The sequence below is a fragment of the Hydrogenophaga sp. PBL-H3 genome (genome assembly GCF_010104355.1).
GTDB lineage: Bacteria > Pseudomonadota > Gammaproteobacteria > Burkholderiales > Burkholderiaceae_C > Hydrogenophaga.
Map to the genome: position 1 here is coordinate 1265818 of NZ_CP044972.1, position 18471 is coordinate 1284288.

Consider the following 18471-nt stretch of genomic DNA (forward strand, 5'->3'; position numbering starts at 1 on the left):
CATGAGCAGCGGAGAACTGACCGGGATCGTGATCGCCGCCGCCGTGGCGGTGCTCGCGTTCGGCGTCACCCGAATGGCGGTGCGCCACTTTGCGCGAAAGCGTGCAACCCAGGATGAGGTCGCTGCACAAGTCACCCAGAGCCGTCAGGTGCGGCGAGCCAGCGAACGCAGGAAGCGGTAAGCGCTGTTCGAGTGAATTGGCCCCGCCAAAGGGCATCGCGGGTCCGGCTCCGCCGGCCCCAGATGCCGCCCCCCTTCAGGGGGGAGCGCCGTGAGGCGCGCGGGGGGCAACAAGTTCTTGGGGTCAACCGAGCTCTGCGATCAGCTCGATCTCCACACAAGCGCCCATGGGCAGCTGCGCCACGCCAAACGCGCTGCGCGCGTGCGCGCCGACCGGGCCGAAGACTTGACCGATGAGTTCGCTGCAGCCGTTGGTGACCAGGTGCTGCTCGGTGTAGGTGGCGGTGGAGTTCACAAGGCTGAGCACCTTGACGATGCGCTTGACGTCGTCAAGCGTCTTGCCGGCGGCCAGGCAGGCTGCGGCCAGGGTGCCGAGCAGGTCGATGGCCACGGCGCGAGCAGCGGGCTTGGCTTCATCGGTGGTCATGGTCAGACCGAGCTGGCCGACCCAGGGCTTGCCATCTTGTTTGGCGATGTGGCCGCTCAGGAAGATGAGGTTGCCGGTCTGCACGAAGGGCACGTAGGCCGCTGCGGGCACCGAGACGGGCGGCAGCACGATGCCGAGTTGGGACAGCTTGTCGTAAATGCTCATGGGAAGGCTCCAGAAGAATGAGCGGCCCATTCTAATGACGACCCCCGTGCGGGGCAGTCTGCGCGGGACTCAGGCTTTGGGTTCCGTCTCTCGCGCTTCAAGCACTTTCAGTTCGTCAGGCGGTGCGACGGTCACCGCCACCTGAAGCGTGTGCTCTGCGCCGCTCTGGATCACGCCACGCATGGGCGAGACGTCGCCAAAATCGCGCCCGGTGGCCAGCGTCACGTAGTCCTCGCCGGGGCTGCCCCAGCCGCAGCGGTTGTTGGTGGGGTCAAAGTCGAACCAGGCGCCGCTGGTCACGTGTTCTTCGCCTTCATCCAGCTCGTTGACCACGGGCACGTAGACCGAGACCCAGGCATGCGAGGCATCGGCACCGATCAGGCGCACCTTGCCGGGGGCCGGGCGCGTGAGCAGATAGCCGCTCACATAGCGAGCCGGCAGGCCGAGCGTGCGCAGGCAGCCCAGCATGATGTGGGCGAAGTCCTGGCACACGCCCTTGCCTTGGGCCAGGGCAACGAGTGCGGGTGTGTTGACCTCGGTGCTGGCGGTCTCGTAAGTCAATTCGGTGTGGATGAGCTCCATCAGCGCCTGGGCCGCGGCCAGCGCGGGCAAGCCAGGTTTGAACGCGGGGCGTGCGAAGGCCGCAAAGGCATCGTCGCGCGGCACGTAAGGCGAGGCGAACAGGAACTCGGCGGCCGGATCAAAGGGGGCGTTGGCCCGGTAGCGGAAATGCTCGCGCACACGTTCCCAGGTCATGCCACGCCAGGGCGGTGCCTGGGGCAGCGGCTGGTGCGCGCGGGTCTCCACCAGGCTGTCGGCCTCAACGGTGAGCACGTTGTGCGCGGCCTGCAGCGAAAAGAAGGTGCGCTGGTTGCCGAACACGTCGGTGGTCTGGCTGCGCGCGGCGGGCATCGGATCGATGCGCAGTTCGTTCTCGATCAGGCGCTGGCTCGGCGTGCTCAACGGGCACAGGTGCACCATGTGCTGCGCCAGGTCGATCGAGCCGTGGTAGCGGTAGCGGGTGCGGTGGAGGATGCGCAGGAGCATGTCAGGACCTCCGCCGGGCCGTCCCAAGGAGGGCCAGCGCCCCCTCGGGGGGCAGCGACGACACGAAGTGCGGAGCGCGGGGGCTCATGTTCCTAGACTCCGAGGGACTGATTGCGCAGATCGGCGTGGCTGAAATGCAGGCGGCTGAGTTCGTTGGAGAGTTCCACCGCCGCGATCTCACAGCCGTCCAGCAGCTCGGCAAGCTCGCTCCAGGTGCGCAAGCCTTCTGGGCTGCGTTGCCAGTTGCTCAGGTCTTGCAGCACCCAGGTGTCGGGGTTGGGCAGGCCCTGCGCCAGCACGGCGTCTTGCGGCGTGGCGCTGTTGGCCAGCTTGGCCAGGCGCGAGCGCAGCGTCTGCACCACCCAGGCCAGCGAACGTGGGTTGTCGCGGTCCATCACAAGCAGGTCGATCAGCGCCACCATGTCACGCCGCTGCTGGTACTGCGCATGGAAGGTGATGGTGCTGTCGAACAGCGCCACCACGGCCTCGAAGCCCGCCTGGTCGTGCACGCAGCCATGTTCGAGCGCCAGCGACAGCGCGCGCGACAGCGTGACCAGGCGTTCGATGTGGCGGCCCATGGAGAGCAGGCGCCAGCCGTCGTCGCGCACCATGCGGTCGGTCTGCGATCCGGTGATGGCGGCGAGCAGTTCGCTGGCGTTCTGCAGTGCGGTCAGGGCTTCTGCAGTTGTGTATTCGGCCTCGGCCGAGAGGGCTGCGCAATCGCGGGCAAAGCCGGTTTCGGTGCGTTCGATCAGGTGCCAGTGTTCCTGCGACAGGCGCTCGCGCACCTGTGCCGCCGCTGCCTTGAGCGCGCGCAGGTTGAAGCCCACGCTGTGCGACCTGGCGGCAAGGGGGTCGGAGGCCTTGGGAGCGAGGGCGGCGATCAGGCTGCGCGCAAACACGCGCGGTGAGACGGTGGCGGCCGGGGCTTCGGAGAGGACCAGTGCGTTTTCGGTGGCGGTGGCCGTGAGCCAGGCCATGAGCGGGCGTGAATTCGGTTCTTCGCCACCGAGGTGGTTGAGCACGATCTGCGCAAGGCGCACGCTGTTTTCCGCGCGCTCGGTGTAGCGGCCCAGCCAGAACAGGTTTTCAGCGGCTCGGCTCGTCACAGGGCGTTTTTGTTGTGCCAGCGCCAGCGTGCTGGGGGCCGACTGCAGCAGGCTGGTGTGGTCCACCGGGCCTTCGGTGAGCACCCAGCAATCGGCGCTGCTGCCACCGCGCTGCATGGCGGCGATGAGTTCACCGCGCTGAGCCAGGCGCACCAGGCCACCGGGCAGCACGCGCCAGGAGCCGGCGCCATCGGCCAGCGCGAACACCCGCAGCATGGACGAGCGCGGCATGAGCCGCTCGCCCGACCAAGTGGGCGTTTGCGACAACGGCAACCACGACTGCACGGTGTAGTTGTCGGGGTGGCGCGCCATGCGCCCGGACCACTCGTCCAGTTCACGCTCGCTCAGGCTTTGTCCCATGGCGGTGTCCAGGCCCGAGCGTGGGTAGGTTGGCTTGATCACGCTGCTCTTGATGAGGGGCAGCACCTCGCGCAAGGCCGCATCTTCGCCGCACCACCAGGTGGCCAGGGAAGGCATGGCCAGCTCCTCGCCCAGCAGGTGGCGGCTGATGGCCGGCAGGAAGCCGAGCATGGCGCTCGATTCAAGTGGCGCCGAGCCCGGCGCGTTGGCCAGCAGCACATTGCCCGCGCGCAGCACCTGCAGCAAGCCGGGCACGCCCAGGCGCGAGTCGGAGCGCAGCTCCAGCGGGTCGAGCCACTCGTCGTCCAGCCGCTTGATCAGCGCGTGCACCGGCTCCAGGCCGCTGAGCGTCTTGAGGTACAGGCGCTGGTCGCGCACGGTGAGGTCACTGCCCTCGACCAGCGTGAGGCCGAGGTAGCGCGCCAGGTAGGCGTGTTCGAAATAGGTTTCGTTGTAGGGGCCGGGCGTGAGCAGCGCGATGCGCGCGTTTTCGCCTTCGGGCGCCATGCGCTTGATGCCGTCCATGAGCGCGCGGTAGCTTGCGGCCAGGCGCTGCACTTTCATGCCCGCAAAGGCCTTGGGGAACTGGCGCGCGATGGCGATGCGGTTTTCCAGCAGGTAACCCAGGCCCGAGGGCGCCTGGGTGCGCTGGCCCACCACCCACCAGCGGCCATCGGGCCCATGGGCCAGATCGAAGCCCACGATGTGCAGCCAGGTGTCGCCCGGCGGCTTCACGCCCTGCATGGAGCGCAGATAACCGGGGTGGCCCTGCACGAGCGCGGCGGGCAGCAGCGCGCGCCTGAGCAGTTCGCGCTCGCCGTACAGGTCGGCCATGATGGCGTTGAGCAGGCGCGTGCGCTGCAACACGCCGGCTTCGATCTGTGCCCAGTCCTGGGGGCCGATCAGTGTGGGGAAAAGATCGAGCGCCCAGGGGCGCTGCAGGCCGGCCGACGCGTCGGCATAGACGTTGTAGGTGACGCCGTTGTCACGGATCTGGCGTTGCAGGTTGTCGCTGCGGCGATTCAGGTCCTTGAATCCGTCGGTACCGATGTGCTCGAAGAAGCTGGCCCAGTGCGGCGCCAGTTCATCGCTCCCGGGCTTGCCACCAGCGCGCAACTCGTCTCGGTGACCCATATCGGCCGGGACCGACAACGACAAAGCCCAGTCGCCGGGATGGTCGGGACTGAACTCGTCAAACAGGGAGTCGGAGGCGTCGTTGTTCACTGCACCCGAGTATGCCCGCTGGCCCGCAGGCGGTACCCCGCCCGGGTGACCGCCTTGTTGCTTGCGTCACACAGGGCATTTCACCCGGTGCCCGGTCAGTAACGCAGGTCCAGCGTGGTCGGGAACTCGCGGCTGCTGCTGGCCGGTTTCACATCCATGTGGCCGGGCGTGTGGCCCATCTGGAAGAAGCGCGACATGCGGCGGCTCTCGGCCTCGTAGGCATTGATCGGGAAGGTGTCGTAGTTGCGTCCGCCCGGATGGGCAACAAAGTACTGGCATCCGCCCATGGAGCGCTTCATCCAGGTGTCGACGATGTCGAACGTGAGCGGTGCGTGCGACGGAATGGACGGGTGCAGCGCCGAGGGTGGGCTCCACGCCTTGTAGCGCACACCGGCCACATACTCGCCGGCGGTGCCGGTGGTCTGCATGGGAATGGCGCGGCCGTTGCAGGTGATCACGTGGCGGCTGTCGTTCCAGCCGTTCACGCGCACTTCGATGCGCTCCAGCGACGAGTCCACATAGCGCACGGTGCCGCCCGGTGCGCCTTCTTCGCCCATCACGTGCCAGGGCTCCAGCGCGCTGCGCAAGGTGAGTTCGATGCCGCGCGCGGCGACCTGGCCGACCATGGGGAAGCGGAACTCGAAGTGCGGGTCGAACCAGGCCATATCGAACTTGTAGCCAAAGTCGGCCAGGTCGGTGAGCACGTCCTCGAAGTCCATGCGCACATAGGTGGGCAGCAGGTAGCGGTCGTGCAGTTCGGTGCCCCACCGGGTGAGGCGGCCGTGCCAGGGCTGCTGCCAGAAGCGCGAGACCAGGGCGCGCAGCAGCAGCTGCTGCGCGATGCTCATGCGCGCATGCGGCGGCATTTCAAACGCGCGCAGTTCCAGAAGGCCGAGGCGGCCGGTGGGTGTGTCGGGCGAGTACAGCTTGTCGATGCAGAACTCGCTGCGGTGCGTGTTGCCCGTCACATCGATCAGGATGTTGCGCAGCGTGCGGTCGACCATCCACGGCGGCATGTGGTCGCCATACGTGGTGCGGTTTTTCTCGATCTGGGCCAGCGCGATCTCTAGCTCGTACAGCTGGTCGTTGCGCGCTTCGTCCACGCGCGGCGCCTGGCTGGTCGGGCCGATGAAGAGGCCGCTGAACAAATACGACAGCGAGGGGTGGTTGTGCCAGTAGGCAATCAGGCTGCCGAGCAGCTCGGGCTTGCGCAGGAACGGCGAGTCTGCCGGCGTGGCGCCGCCCATCACGAAGTGGTTGCCGCCACCGGTGCCGGTGTGGCGGCCATCGGTCATGAACTTCTCGGCGCACAGCTTGGTCTGGTGCGCGGCTTCGTACAAAAACTCGGTGTGCTCCACCAGTTCGCCCCAGGTGTGGGCGGGGTGGATGTTGACCTCCACCACGCCCGGGTCGGGCGTGATCTGCAACATCTTCAGGCGCGGGTCGCGCGGTGGCGGGTAGCCTTCCAGCACCACGGTCACGCCCAGGCGCTCTGCCGTGGCTTCCACCGCAGCCAGCAGATCGAGGTAGTCCTCCAGGTGCGCCATGGGCGGCATGAAGATGTAGAGGTGCTGAATCTTGCCGCCGCCGGCCTTCTCGGCCTTGGGGCCGTTGGCGCGGTGCGGGTCGCGGGCTTCCACGCACAGCGCGGTGCGGGTGAGCCAGGCGGCCGATTCGGCGCGTTGCGGAAAGCGTGCCGACAAGGCCTGCGCCGGTGCTGCGCCGGGGCCTGGCTGACCCGGGCGCAGGCCTTCCACGGTCTCGCTGTCGGGATCGAAATCCATGCCCTGCATCGACACCGTGCCGCCCTCGGCAAAGCCACCGCCCACCTGGTGCGGTGACACCTGGTGCTTCACGGCGGCGCCGCGTGGCAGTGGGTCGCGCGCGGTGTGCGGGTCTTGTTCGATGTGGTACGGGTAGTCGCCGGCCGAGACCCAGGGCAGGGAGTCCAGCGGCAGGCGGTAGCCCATGGGCGAGTCGCCCGGCACCAGGTACATGCGCTCATCACGGAAGAACCAGGGCCCGGTGGACCACACCGTGCCCGAGATGCGCGCGTAGTTGCTCTTGCCGTTGTTGGACAAGGCGCCGTTGGGGCCCGAGGCCTGCAGCGGCAACACATAGCCCACCGTGGCCTCCAGGCCCCGGGTGAACACGCGGCGCAGGCGAGCGCGCTCCAGTTCGTCGTCGAGCTTGGCGTCGAAAGGATCCACGTTGACCGGCAGCCGGCGCTCGCGCCAGAGGTAGTACCAGGTGTCCTCGAAACCGGGGGTGATGTACTGCGTGGACAGGCCGAGCTTGCGCGCGAGGGCCTGCGTGAAGCGGCGCGCATCGTCGCTGGTGTAGTGCTTCTCGTCGCGCTCGTCGGCCAGCAGCGCGGGGTTGCTCCAGATGGTTTCGCCATCGGCGCGCCAGAACATCGAGAGCGCCCAGCGCGGCAGCTGTTCGCCCGGGTACCACTTGCCCTGGCCCATGTGCACGAAGCCGCCGGTGCCGTATTCCACCCGCAGGCGGTCCAGCAGTTCGGTGGCGTAACCGCGTTTGGTCGGACCGAGCGCGTCGGTGTTCCATTCGCCCGCGTCGCGGTCGCTGGTGGCGACAAACGTGGGCTCACCGCCCATGGTCAGGCGCACGTCGTGTTTCTTCAGGTCCACGTCAACCTTCTCGCCCAGCGCCACCACGCCGGCCCACTGGTCGTCGGTGTAGGGCAGGGTCACGCGGGGCGATTCGTAGACGCGGGTCACGCCCATGTGGTGGCTGAACTCCGCCTCGCATTTGTCCATGGCGCCTTCCACCGGCGCCGCGCTGGAGGGCTGCGGCGTGCAGGCCAGCGGTATGTGGCCTTCACCGGCGAGCAGGCCCGAGGTCGGGTCCAGGCCGATCCAGCCAGCGCCGGGCAGGAACACCTCGCACCAGGCGTGCAGGTCGGTGAAGTCCTGCTCGGGGCCATTGGGGCCGTCGACCGATTTCACGTCCGACTTGAGCTGGATCAGGTAGCCCGAGACGAAGCGCGCGGCCAGGCCCATGTGGCGCAGGATCTGCACCAGCAGCCAGCCCGTGTCGCGGCAGGAGCCGCTGCCCAGCTTGAGCGTTTCCTCAGGCGCCTGCACGCCCGGCTCCATGCGGATGGTGTACGCAATGGCGTGCTGCAGCTTCTGGTTCACGTCGACCAGGAAATCGATCGTGCGGCGCTCCTTGCGGTCCACCGTGGCGAGGTAGGCCTTGAGCAGCGGGGTCACCGGCGCGGTGACGAGGTAGGGCGCGAGTTCCTTTTTCTGCTCTTCGTCGTAGCTGAACGGGAAGTTTTCGGCGCGCGGCTCCAGGAAAAAGTCGAACGGGTTGTAGACCGCCATTTCCACCACCAGGTCGATGGTGACCTTGAATTCGGTGGTGGGCTCGGGGAACACCAGGCGGGCCTGGTAGTTGGCGAACGGGTCCTGTTGCCAATTGATGAAATGGCCTTCGGGCTCGATTCGCTGGGAGTACGACAGCACCTTGGTGCGGCTGTGCGGCGCGGGCCGCAGGCGAACCACTTGCGGGCCCAGTTTGACCAGCCGGTCGTATCGATAATGCGTGATGTGGCTCAGAGCGACATGAATGGCCATGTGGGGGCTTTCAACGGGGAGGAAACAATGAATCGTCGGACACCGGCGGGACCGTGGGCGCTGGATCTCATCCTAGCAAGTCTTGCGCCAAAGAACGATGAAGGCAGCGCCAGCGCTGCGTTTGCGGCGCTGCCGCGCTCGCTGCGCTGACCATGCGTTGGGCTTGGCTGGCGGGCTTGCCGGGCTGGGTGCTGGGCGTGGCGCTGCAGTTGCAGCAGGCGGCGTTGTGGCCCTGGTGGGCGTATGCCTTGCTGTTGTGCGCGCCCATGGCGCTGTGGGCTGTTTCTCGCTTCAGGGGTCGTGCCCAGGGCCTGGCACTGGCTGTTCTTGCGGGTGGCCTGATCGGTTTTGGGCTTACCGGCGCGCGTGCCGTGCACTTCGCCAGCCAGGCGCTGGACCCGGCCCAGCAAGGGGCCGACATCGAGCTGACCGGGCGCGTGGCCTCGTTGCCGCAGCGCCTGGGGCAGGGCGAGCGGTTCGACTTCATCGTGGAGTCGGCTGCGCGCGCAGGGGCGCCGGTGCACCTGCCCGAGCGCGTCCAGCTGGGCTGGATCAGCGGCTTTGGGTCAGCCGCCGGTGAGCCGCCGCGGGAGTTCACCCGCCAGGGCCCGGGCGTGCGCGCCGGGGACCGCTGGCGCTTCACGGTGCGCCTGCGCAGCCCGCACGGCTTGTCCAACCCCCACGGTTTCGACCGGGAGCGCTGGCTCTGGGAGCAGGGCCTCCAGGCCACCGGCCATGTGAAGCTTGGGCCGCGCGACCCGGCGCCCCAGCGGCTGGGCGCCAGCGGGTTGCATCCCATGGACGCCCTGCGCCAGAGTGTGAGCGAGCGCATCGACGAACGCGTGGACGACCCGCGCAGCGCCGGTGTGCTGGCCGCCCTGGTGGTGGGCGACCAGTCCGCGATCGACCGGGCCGACTGGACGCTGTTCCGCACCACCGGTGTGGCCCACCTCATGAGCATCTCGGGCCTGCACGTGACCATGTTCGCCTGGCTGGCCACGGCCCTGCTCGCCTGGGGTTGGCGTCGCCTGGCGCCGGTGTGGCCGCAGGCGCTGCTGTCGGTGCCCGTGCCGGTGGTGGCCGGCCTGGGCGGGGTGGTGCTGGCGGTGGCCTATGCCCTGTTTTCCGGCTGGGGCGTGCCGGCGCAGCGCACCGTGGTCATGCTGGCCGTGGTGGTGGGCCTGCGCCTGGGTGTGCGGCACTGGCCGTGGCCGGTGGTGTGGCTGCTGGCCATGTCGGCGGTGTTGCTGCTCGACCCCTGGGCGCTCATGCAACCGGGCTTCTGGCTCAGTTTTGTGGCGGTGGGCATTCTGTTTGCCACCGACCCCGGCCGTTCGCGGGGCACTGCGCCGGGTGGGCCACTGCATCGGCGGGCGGTGCGGGCGCTGGTGAACCTGCTGCGTGAACAGGGCGTGGTCACGCTGGCCCTGGCGCCGCTGACGCTGCTGCTGTTCGGGCAGTTTTCGGTGGTGGGCTTGCTGGCCAACCTGGGGGCCATTCCGCTGGTGACGCTGCTGATCACGCCGCTGGCCTTGCTGGGCGTGGCGCTGCCGCCGCTGTGGGACGCTGCGGCGTGGGTGGTGCAGGGCATGTCGGTCGGCCTGCAGTGGCTGGGGCAATGGTCCTGGGCGGCTGTGTTCCGCCCCGCCGCGCCCTGGCCCCTGGCCGTGGCGGCGGTGGCTGGCGGTGCGCTGCTGGTGCTGCGCCTGCCGTGGGTGGTGCGTTCGGCGGGCCTGTTGCTGCTGGCGCCCGCGCTGCTGTACGCGCCGCCGCGCCCGGCGCCGGGGCAGTTCGAGCTGATCGCACTGGACGTGGGGCAGGGCAGCGCGGTGCTGGTGCGCACCGAAGCGCACAGCCTGCTGTTTGACACCGGCCCGAGCTACGGCCCCGACAGCGATGCTGGCGAGCGCGTGGTGCTGCCGCTGCTGCGCGCGCTGGGCGAGCGGCTGGACGCGGTGGTGGTGAGTCACCGCGACAGCGACCACGCCGGTGGCGCCGAGGCGGTGCGCGCGGCGCACCCGCAGGCGCGGTGGCTTTCTTCCTACAGCACCGAAGCGGCAGAACGCTGCCTGGCGGGTCAGCGCTGGACCTGGGATGGCGTGCGCTTCGAGGTGCTGCGTCCCCTGCCAGAAGATTACGGCCCCGAAGGGCAAGGCCTGCTGAGCACGAACGCCATGTCGTGCGTGCTGCGTGTGGCCAGCGCGCAGCACAGCGCCTGGCTCGGTGGCGACATCGACGCCGCGCGCGAAGTGCAACTCGCGCTGGCACGGCCCGATGACCGTGCCACTGTGCTGCTCGCGCCTCACCACGGCAGCCTCACGTCCAGCAGCCCGGTGTTGCTCAATACCTTGCAACCGCGCTGGGTGCTGGTGCAGTCGGGTTACCGCAACCGCTTTGGTCACCCCGCGCCCGCGGTGCTGGAGCGCTACCAGCAGCGCGGCATGCGCTGGGTGACTTCACCCGACTGCGGCGCGGCCACCTGGCGCAGCGCCGAGCCCGATGCCGTGCGCTGCCACCGGGAGCAAGACCGGCGGTACTGGCACCACACCGGTCCTGCTGCGGCCGCCGGGCTCAGCGCAGGTGGTGCACCGCCGCCTGCTCGTACACCGGAGTTGACAAGCCCTCGTAGCGAGCCTTGAGCTGCAGCGAGAGGAACTGCGAGTAGTGGCGGCTCTGGTGCAGGTTGCCACCGTGGATCCACAGCTGCGGCTGGTTCGTGGGCTTCCACATGTTGCGCAACTCACCTTCCCATGGGCCCGGGTCCTTGGTGGTGGCCGAGCCCAGGCCCCAGACCTTGCCCACGCGGTCCGCCACCTCGGGCGAGACCAGGTCGGCCAGCCAGTGGTTCATCGATCCGAAACCCGTGGCGTAGACCAGCACATCGGCGGGCAACTCCGTGCCATCGGTCAGGGTGACCGACTTGGGGTTGATGCGTTCGATGTTGACGCCGCTCTTGAGCTTGATGCTGCCGTCGGCCACCAGTTCGCAGGCGCCCACGTCGATGTAGTAGCCCGAACCCCGGCGCAGGTACTTCATGAACAGGCCCGATCCGTCGTCGCCGAAATCGAGCATGAAGCCGGCCTTCTCCAGGCGTCCATACAGGTCGGCATCGCGCTTCTTCATCTCGTCGTACACAGGGATGTGGAAGCTGTGCATGATTTTGTAGGGCACGCTGGCGAAGATCAGGTCGGCCTTGTGGTGGTCGATGCCGCTCTTGACCGCCTGCTCCGAATACAGCCCGCCCAGGGCCAGCTCCATCAGCGAATTCGAGGGCGCGATGTGCGTGCTGCTGCGCTGGACCATGGTCACATCGACATCGTTCTCCCACAGCGCCGCGCAGATGTCGTGCGCCGAGTTGTTGGAGCCCAGCACCACGACCTTCTTGCCCTGGCAGGCCTCGGGCCCGGGGTGTTTGCTGGAGTGGTGCTGGTCGCCCAGAAAGGTCTCGGCGCCCGCGATCTTCGGCACGTTGGCGTAGCCCGACACACCGAGTGCAAACACCAGCTGCTTGGGTCGCAAGGTCACTTCCTGGCCGTCGCGCACCACCACCACTTCCCACTCGCCCTTGGCCTCGTTGAACTGCGCCTTTTTGGCGGTGGTCGAGCCCCAGTAGTTGATCTCCATGACCTTGGTGTACATCTCCAGCCAGTCGCCCACCTTGTCCTTGGGCGCGAACACTGGCCAGTCGTCCGGAAAGGGCATGTAGGGCAGGTGGTCGTACCACACCGGGTCGTGCAGGCAGAGCGATTTGTAGCGGTTGCGCCAGCTGTCGCCGGCCCGTGCGTTTTTCTCCACCACGATGGTGGGCACACCCAGTTTTTTCAGCCGCGCCGCGAGGATGATGCCGCCCTGGCCGCCGCCGATGATCACCACATACGGCTGTTCCTCGTAACCCAGCGTCGCCTCTTCGTCCTGCCGCAGTTCCAGCCAGCTCTTGCGCGCTTTTTTCGAGCCGTGCTCGGCGCCCTTGATGCGGTTCTCGCCGCGCTTTTCCTCGAAGCCTTTGAGCTCGGTCATGGTGGTGAGGAAGGTCCAGGCCTGGTCGCCAGCGGGCGTGGCCTTCAGGCGCAGGTGCCCGCGGCCCCGGGCCACCTTCGTCTCGAAGGTGAACCAGGCATCGACGATGCCATCGGCCTCGGTGGCCTCGCCTTCCAGCGCAAAGTGGCTGGGCGCCGTGTCGGCGAGGCGATCGCGCAGCATGGCCGCGATCGCGGGGCGGCCCTCCTGGGTGCGGATGTTCCAGGTGAAGGCCACGAGGTCGCGCCAGAAACCGTCTTCGGCAAAAGCGGACGTGGCTCCGTCGACGTCGCCAGTGGACAAGGCGGTCTCGAAATCGGACAGCCAGCTCGAAGCCCTTTGAGAAGGGGTTGGGGTCATGTGTCTTGTCTCCTGTTGTGGGTCGCCTTCAACATGAAGGTTCGACCGGTGCAGACATCACAAGACCCGTGCCAGGGCGGCGGCGATCTCAAGTCGTTGATTCAACGGGATATTTTCAACATTGCGGGGGTGTTGCACCTGTCTCGGTGTGACACCTTGCCAGTGACAGGTGTCACTGCAGCGTGGTCTGCCGGTTGGGCGAGACGATGCCCGCGCGCTTCATCCGCCGGTACATCGTCATGCGCGAGAGCCCCAGTTGCCGCGCCACGGCACTGACGTTCCACTGCGCCAGGCTGAGCGCTTCCAGCAGGGCCTCGTCCGAGGTCGGGTCTGCGGTGGGGCGCACAGCCGAGCCGGTGGTGCCTGACAAGGGTTCCCGTGTTCTCAGCTCGGGCAGGTCGTCCAGCTCGATGGTGTGCGTGCGGCTCACGCTCACCGCGAAGTCCAGCGCGTTGCGCAGTTCGCGCAGGTTGCCGGGCCAGGGGTGGGCCAGCAACCGGGCGCGCGCACCTGGTGTCAGCGTCTTGCCGTCAAGCATGCGGTCGATCATGGCGCCGAGGTCCGAGCGTTCGCGCAGGGGCGGCAGGTCGATGTGGGCCCCGTTGAGGCGGTAGTAGAGGTCGTCGCGGAAGCGCCCGGCCTTCACCAGCGCCTCCAGCGGCGCGTGGGTCGCGGCGATCACGCGGATGTTCACGGGAACGGGCTTGAGCGCGCCGACCGGCAGCACCTCGCGCTCCGAGAGCACCCGCAACAGGCGGGCCTGCAAGGGCAGGGGCATGTCACCGATCTCGTCCAGGAACAAGGTGCCGCCGTCGGCCTCGGGGATCAGGCCCCGCTTGCCCTTGGGCGCGGCACCGGAGAAGCTGCCCGGCAGGTGGCCGAACAACTCGCTCTCGATCAGGCTCTCCGGGATGGCGGCGCAGTTGACCGCCACGAATGGGCGGTGGCGCCGCTCGCTGCTGGCGTGCACCGCCTTGGCGAAATACTCCTTGCCCACCCCCGTCTCGCCGGTCACCAGCAGGCTGATGGGCGAGTTCACCAGCCGCGCGGCGCGGTGGATCTGGCGTTCGAGCGCGGCGTCGCCCGCCGACAGGGCGCGCAGCGGATGCGGCAGTGGCGAGGGCGGGGTGGTCTGGGCGGTGGCCAGGCGCGAGGGCGGGGGCGATGCGGAGAGAAACAGCAGCTGGCGCTTGCCAATGGGCATGAGCGCGCGCTGGTCCGAGGGGCGCGCCTGCACGAAGTCCCCGATGCGGGAAAACGGCACATCGAACAGGTCCTCGAAGTGCAGGCCGGTCAGGGGCTGACCCGCGTGGCGCTGGAAGGCCAGCTGGCCTCGGCGGTTGTGCCCGATGACGCGGCCGTTGGCGTCCAGCGCCAGCATGTACTCGGGCTGCACATCCAGGAACTGGGGAGCAGCCGACAGCCGCAGGATCCAGTCGCGGCGGTGCTGGTGAAGAAACGCGGCGTTTTCAATGTCGTGCGCATACATCTGCACCAGCTGCAGCGCCAGGTGCTGGCTGGCCTTGGGCTGCAGCGAGCTCAGCTGAGAGATGTCGAGCACCGCGCTGAGAACGCCCCGGCTGTCGAAGATGGGCGCGGTGGTGCAGGTCAGCGGAATGTGGGTGGCGTCGAAGTGATCGTCCAGGTGCACGGTGAGTGCCTGGCCGGTGGTGATGCAGGTGCCCACCCCGCAGGTGCCGGCGCGTTGTTCGCTCCAGTCGGCGCCCAGGTACAGGCCGGCCTTGCGCAGGCTGGGCTCGAACACGAGGTCGCCCAGGAAATCGACCGTGACGCCGCGCGCGTCGGTCAGCAGCACCACATAGCCCAGGCCCGCCACCTTGGTGTAGAGCGATTCCAGACCGTGGCGCGCGATGTGCAGGAAGGCCTCCATCTGGTCCTGGTGTTCCCGCAGACGGGCCTGCGGCAGGATCACCGCCTCCTGCATGCGGGTGGGGTCGAGCTGGTGTTCGTGCACGCAGCGGTGCCAGGACTCGCGGATGACCTGCTCGTTGCCCGCAGCCACCGGCGCGCCCAGGCCGTTTTCAGCGACCTGCATCACCGCTGCAATGTGTTGATGCTGGCTTGCATTCATGGTCGGGCTCCCGGTTCGGCCAGTTGCAGAAGTTGGACCGGGCCAACGCGACTTTCGATTAAATGCCGACCCGGGCGCCCCGGTTCTCAGGGTTTTCCGTTAGTGCCCGGAGGCAGGAAACACGCTGGAAACCCCCAGCATTGGCCAATGCTGGCCCACTCCTTGCTATGCTGTGATCAGGAGAAAACAGCCCATGAGCAGACCGATGTTTGACGAAATGAACGCCTCGCCCAGCGAGGTTCGGGCCCATTACGAGAACTACGCTCGCTGGCTCGCTCAGCAGCCCGAGGAGGTCATGGCCTCCCGGCGCGAAGAGGCGGAAATGATCTTCCGCCGCGTCGGCATCACCTTCGCGGTGTATGGCGCCAAGGACGAGGACGGCTCCGGCACCGAGCGCCTCATCCCCTTCGACCTCATCCCGCGCATCATTCCGGCGCACGAGTGGCACAGCATGGAAGAAGGCCTGGTGCAGCGCGTCACCGCGCTCAACCGCTTCATCCACGACGTCTACCACGGGCAGGAAATCATCAAGGCCGGCATCGTGCCGGCCGAGCAGATCTTCCAGAACGCGCAGTTCCGCCCCGAGATGATGGGCGTGGACGTGCCGCACCAGATCTATTCGCACATCGCGGGCATCGACATCGTGCGCGCCCCCAACGCCGACGGCGTGGGCGAGTACTACGTGCTGGAGGACAACCTGCGCGTGCCCAGCGGCGTGAGCTACATGCTCGAAGACCGCAAGATGATGATGCGGCTCTTCCCCGAACTCTTCGGCTCCAACCGCGTGGCCCCGGTGGCCCACTACCCCGACCTGCTGCTGGAGACCCTGCGCGCCAGCAGCCCGGCCACCACGGCCGAGCCCACGGTGGTGGTGCTCACGCCCGGCATGTACAACAGCGCCTACTTCGAACACGCCTTCCTCGCGCAGCAGATGGGCGTGGAACTCGTCGAGGGGCAAGACCTGTTCGTCAAGGACAACTTCGTCTACATGCGCACCACGCGCGGCCCCAAGCGGGTGGACGTGATCTACCGCCGCGTCGACGACGACTTCCTCGACCCGCTGGTGTTCCGCCCCACCTCCACGCTCGGCTGCGCTGGCCTGCTGGGCGTGTACCGCAGCGGCAACGTGGCCATCTGCAACGCGGTGGGCACCGGCGTTGCCGACGACAAGTCGATCTACCCCTACGTGCCCAAGATGATCGAGTTCTACCTGGGCCAGAAACCCATCCTGAACAACGTGCCCACCTTCATGGGACGCGACGCCGAAGACCTCAAGTACATGCTGGCCAACATGAAGGATCTGGTGGTCAAGGAAGTGCATGGCGCCGGGGGCTACGGCATGCTGGTCGGCCCGGCGTCGACCCAGGCCGAGATCGAGGACTTCCGCCAGGCCGTGCAGGCCAACCCCAGCGGCTACATCGCCCAGCCCACGCTTTCGCTGTCCACCTGCCCCACCTATGTGCAAAGCGGCGTGGCCCCGCGCCACATCGACCTGCGCCCCTTCGTGCTCAGCGGCAAGGAGGTGCAGATGGTGCCCGGCGGCCTCACGCGCGTGGCGCTGAAGGATGGATCTTTGGTTGTCAACTCTTCACAGGGTGGCGGGACCAAGGACACCTGGGTGCTCGAAGACTGAACATCGAATTGACCTGGGGTCGGATCTTCAGCTCTGACCCCATCTGAACATAGGGACCCCATATGCTGTCACGCACCGCCGACCACCTCTTCTGGATGTCCCGCTACACCGAGCGCGCGGAGAACACCGCCCGCATGCTCGACGTGAACTACCAGACCTCGCTGCTGCCGCAGTCCGCCGCCGTGGCCCAGGTCGGCTGGGAAGGTCTGCTCGTCATCAGCGAGCTCATGCCCGCCTACAACAAGAAATACGGCCAGGAAATCACGCCACGCAATGTGCTCGACTTCATGGTGCGCGACGAGTCCAACCCGTCGAGCATTGCCACCTGCCTGAAGGCCGCGCGTGAAAACGCCCGTGCCGTGCGCGGCGCGCTCACCACCGAGTTCTGGGAAACACAAAACCAGACCTGGCTGGAACTCAGCCGCATGCTCAAGGGCAAGGAGTTCGAGCGCGACCCGAGCCAGTTCTTCGAGTGGGTCAAGTTCCGCTCGCACCTCTCGCGCGGCGTGGCCATCGGCACCATGCTGCAGGATGAAGCCTTCCATTTCTACCGCATGGGCACCTTCCTGGAGCGGGCCGACAACACCGCGCGCCTGCTCGATGTGAAGTTTCACGCCGTGCACAGCGACTTCTTCGGCAACGCCAGCGAGCTCGATCAGGAGTACGACTTCTACCACTGGAGCGCCATCCTGCGCAGCGTGAGCGGCTTCGAGGTTTACCGCAAGGTCTACCGCGACGTGATCTCGCCCGAGCGCGTGGCCGAGCTGCTGATCCTGCGCGCCGACATGCCGCGCAGCCTGGCCGCCAGCTTGAACGAAGTGGTCAACAACCTCGAGGTGGTGTCCAACGACCTCTCCACCGAAACCCTGCGCCGCGCCGGCAAGCTCAAGGCCGATCTGCAGTACGCCCGCATCGACGAGATCCTCTCCACCGGCCTGCACGCCTTCCTCACGCAGTTCCTGGACCGGGTGAACGAACTGGGCGGGCGCATCAGCCAGGACTTTCTGGTGCCGGCGGGCTGAGGGGCCTCTGACTCCAAGAACAAAGGCCAGCTTCGTGCTGGCCTTTGTATTTGAGGCTTGACCGAGTCGTCAGAACCTCAATCTGGTTTGTCGTCTCGCTCAATCTGCTTGACCATCAGGTCAAAGTCACTTTCAAACAGACGGTCCTGAACGATTCGATAGCGTTCAAACTCGGTTTCCGCATGCGCCTTGGCCATGTCCGTCGACACCTTGCCCCCATCCCGCAAAATGTCGCGATCAGTCAACTCCAGAAATGCATCCAGCCGCTGAGCCCAGTCTTCCATCGTCATCGGAATCTTGCGAAGAGCGCGGTCTTCGGCGATGTCCAGGTAGCTGTTGACCAAACGGCCTAGCGATGCAAGCTCGTCCTGATTCAGGTAGTTCTTGGCCACCGCCACATCGGTTCTGACAATTTTGCCGTCAGGTGCCTTCTCCCAACTGGTCAGCCCCATGTGGGGCTTGTCGGCATCGGCGCGCTGCACGATCAGCTCAGCCGCCGTGTGGCCGTGAATGGCAAAGTGCAGCTTGTTCTGAACTTTGGCGAAAAAGGCCTGGGTGGTCGGCGCATCGCGGTTGTAGTCCACCGCCGTGGCGTAGATGTCCGTCACCTTCTGGTAGAACTTGCGCTCCGAGAGTCGAATCTCGCGTATCTCGGCCAGCAACTGCTCGAAGTAGTCCACTCCCAGAAAGCTGCCGTTCTCCAGGCGCTTCCTGTCGAGCACAAAGCCCTTGATGGCGAATTCGCGCAGCACACCCGTGGCCCACTGGCGAAACTGTGTGGCCCGTACCGAGTTGACCCGGTAGCCCACCGAGATGATGGCGTCGAGGTTGAAGAAATCCACGTTCCTCGCCACCTCCCGGATGCCTTCGATTTGAACTGTCCGGAATTTCCGGAGGGTTGCCTCACGCGCCAGTTCCTCCGATTCGTAGATGTTCTTCAGGTGCTCGCTGACCGTGCGCACATCCACGGCAAACAGCTCGGCCATCAGTTTTTGCGTCAGCCAGACGGTTTCATCTTCATACCGCGCCTCAATGCTCTTCTCTCCGGCCTGGCCCGTGAAGATCAGGAACTCGGCGGTGCTGTTGCGGATGAGTTTGTGGTTGTTGCTCATGGCTGGAATGGTTGCGCGCCATGATAGCGAAGGCCACCCCGCGCCACCCACGTACGCCACCCGGCGTACATACGCCCCCGGGAGTCTTCCCTAGCATCCAGTTGTCCGCTGAGCCACGCCC

At 67.0% G+C, this 18471-nt stretch carries 11 protein-coding genes; 4 read left to right on the top strand and 7 right to left on the bottom strand.

Going from position 1 to position 18471, the window contains the following annotated elements:
• Position 1: 1 nt before the first annotated feature.
• On the top strand, positions 2-181 hold the full coding sequence (locus tag F9Z44_RS06105; protein ID WP_159604444.1) for a hypothetical protein: 180 nt from the start codon (positions 2-4) through the stop codon (positions 179-181).
• A 123-nt stretch (positions 182-304) separates the two neighbouring features.
• On the opposite strand, the gene F9Z44_RS06110 is transcribed toward F9Z44_RS06105, so the two are convergent.
• The 4 genes from F9Z44_RS06110 to F9Z44_RS06125 all read right to left on the bottom strand — a co-directional run bounded on the left by F9Z44_RS06110 (position 305) and on the right by F9Z44_RS06125 (position 8114).
• Entirely contained in the window at positions 305-772 is a 468-nt protein-coding gene (locus F9Z44_RS06110) for a RidA family protein (RefSeq protein ID WP_159604445.1), read from the bottom strand.
• Positions 773-841: 69 nt separating this feature from the next.
• Positions 842-1819, bottom strand: coding sequence for a transglutaminase family protein (locus F9Z44_RS06115; RefSeq protein WP_159604446.1), 978 nt, complete (start codon positions 1817-1819; stop codon positions 842-844).
• Between the two features lie 92 nt (positions 1820-1911).
• On the bottom strand, positions 1912-4512 hold the full coding sequence (locus F9Z44_RS06120; protein WP_442907257.1) for a circularly permuted type 2 ATP-grasp protein: 2601 nt from the start codon (positions 4510-4512) through the stop codon (positions 1912-1914).
• A gap of 95 nt (positions 4513-4607) precedes the next feature.
• Entirely contained in the window at positions 4608-8114 is a 3507-nt protein-coding gene (locus tag F9Z44_RS06125; protein WP_159604447.1) for a transglutaminase family protein, read from the bottom strand.
• Between the two features lie 152 nt (positions 8115-8266).
• Here F9Z44_RS06125 and F9Z44_RS06130 point away from each other — a divergent pair, with 152 nt between their 5' ends.
• Positions 8267-10753 (top strand): DNA internalization-related competence protein ComEC/Rec2, encoded by a 2487-nt coding sequence (locus F9Z44_RS06130; protein ID WP_159604448.1) that lies wholly within the window; start codon positions 8267-8269, stop codon positions 10751-10753.
• Here the strand turns inward: F9Z44_RS06130 and F9Z44_RS06135 are convergent.
• Complete coding sequence (locus tag F9Z44_RS06135; RefSeq protein WP_159604449.1) at positions 10686-12491, bottom strand: NAD(P)/FAD-dependent oxidoreductase; 1806 nt, start codon at positions 12489-12491, stop codon at positions 10686-10688. The genes F9Z44_RS06130 and F9Z44_RS06135 overlap by 68 nt on opposite strands.
• Before the next feature lie 172 nt (positions 12492-12663).
• Positions 12664-14583: a sigma-54-dependent Fis family transcriptional regulator gene (locus F9Z44_RS06140; protein WP_159604450.1), complete on the bottom strand. Its 1920-nt coding sequence runs from the start codon at positions 14581-14583 to the stop codon at positions 12664-12666.
• 193 nt (positions 14584-14776) lie between these two features.
• Between F9Z44_RS06140 and F9Z44_RS06145 the strand changes: the two genes are divergently transcribed.
• Complete coding sequence (locus F9Z44_RS06145; protein ID WP_159604451.1) at positions 14777-16216, top strand: circularly permuted type 2 ATP-grasp protein; 1440 nt, start codon at positions 14777-14779, stop codon at positions 16214-16216.
• 62 nt (positions 16217-16278) lie between these two features.
• Positions 16279-17238 carry an alpha-E domain-containing protein gene (locus F9Z44_RS06150; protein ID WP_159604453.1) on the top strand — a complete coding sequence of 320 codons (960 nt, stop codon included), beginning with the start codon at positions 16279-16281 and terminating at the stop codon, positions 17236-17238.
• 77 nt (positions 17239-17315) lie between these two features.
• Here the strand turns inward: F9Z44_RS06150 and F9Z44_RS06155 are convergent, their stop codons facing one another.
• Positions 17316-18350 carry a virulence RhuM family protein gene (locus tag F9Z44_RS06155; RefSeq protein ID WP_159604455.1) on the bottom strand — a complete coding sequence of 345 codons (1035 nt, stop codon included), beginning with the start codon at positions 18348-18350 and terminating at the stop codon, positions 17316-17318.
• Between the last annotated feature and the right edge of the window lie 121 nt (positions 18351-18471).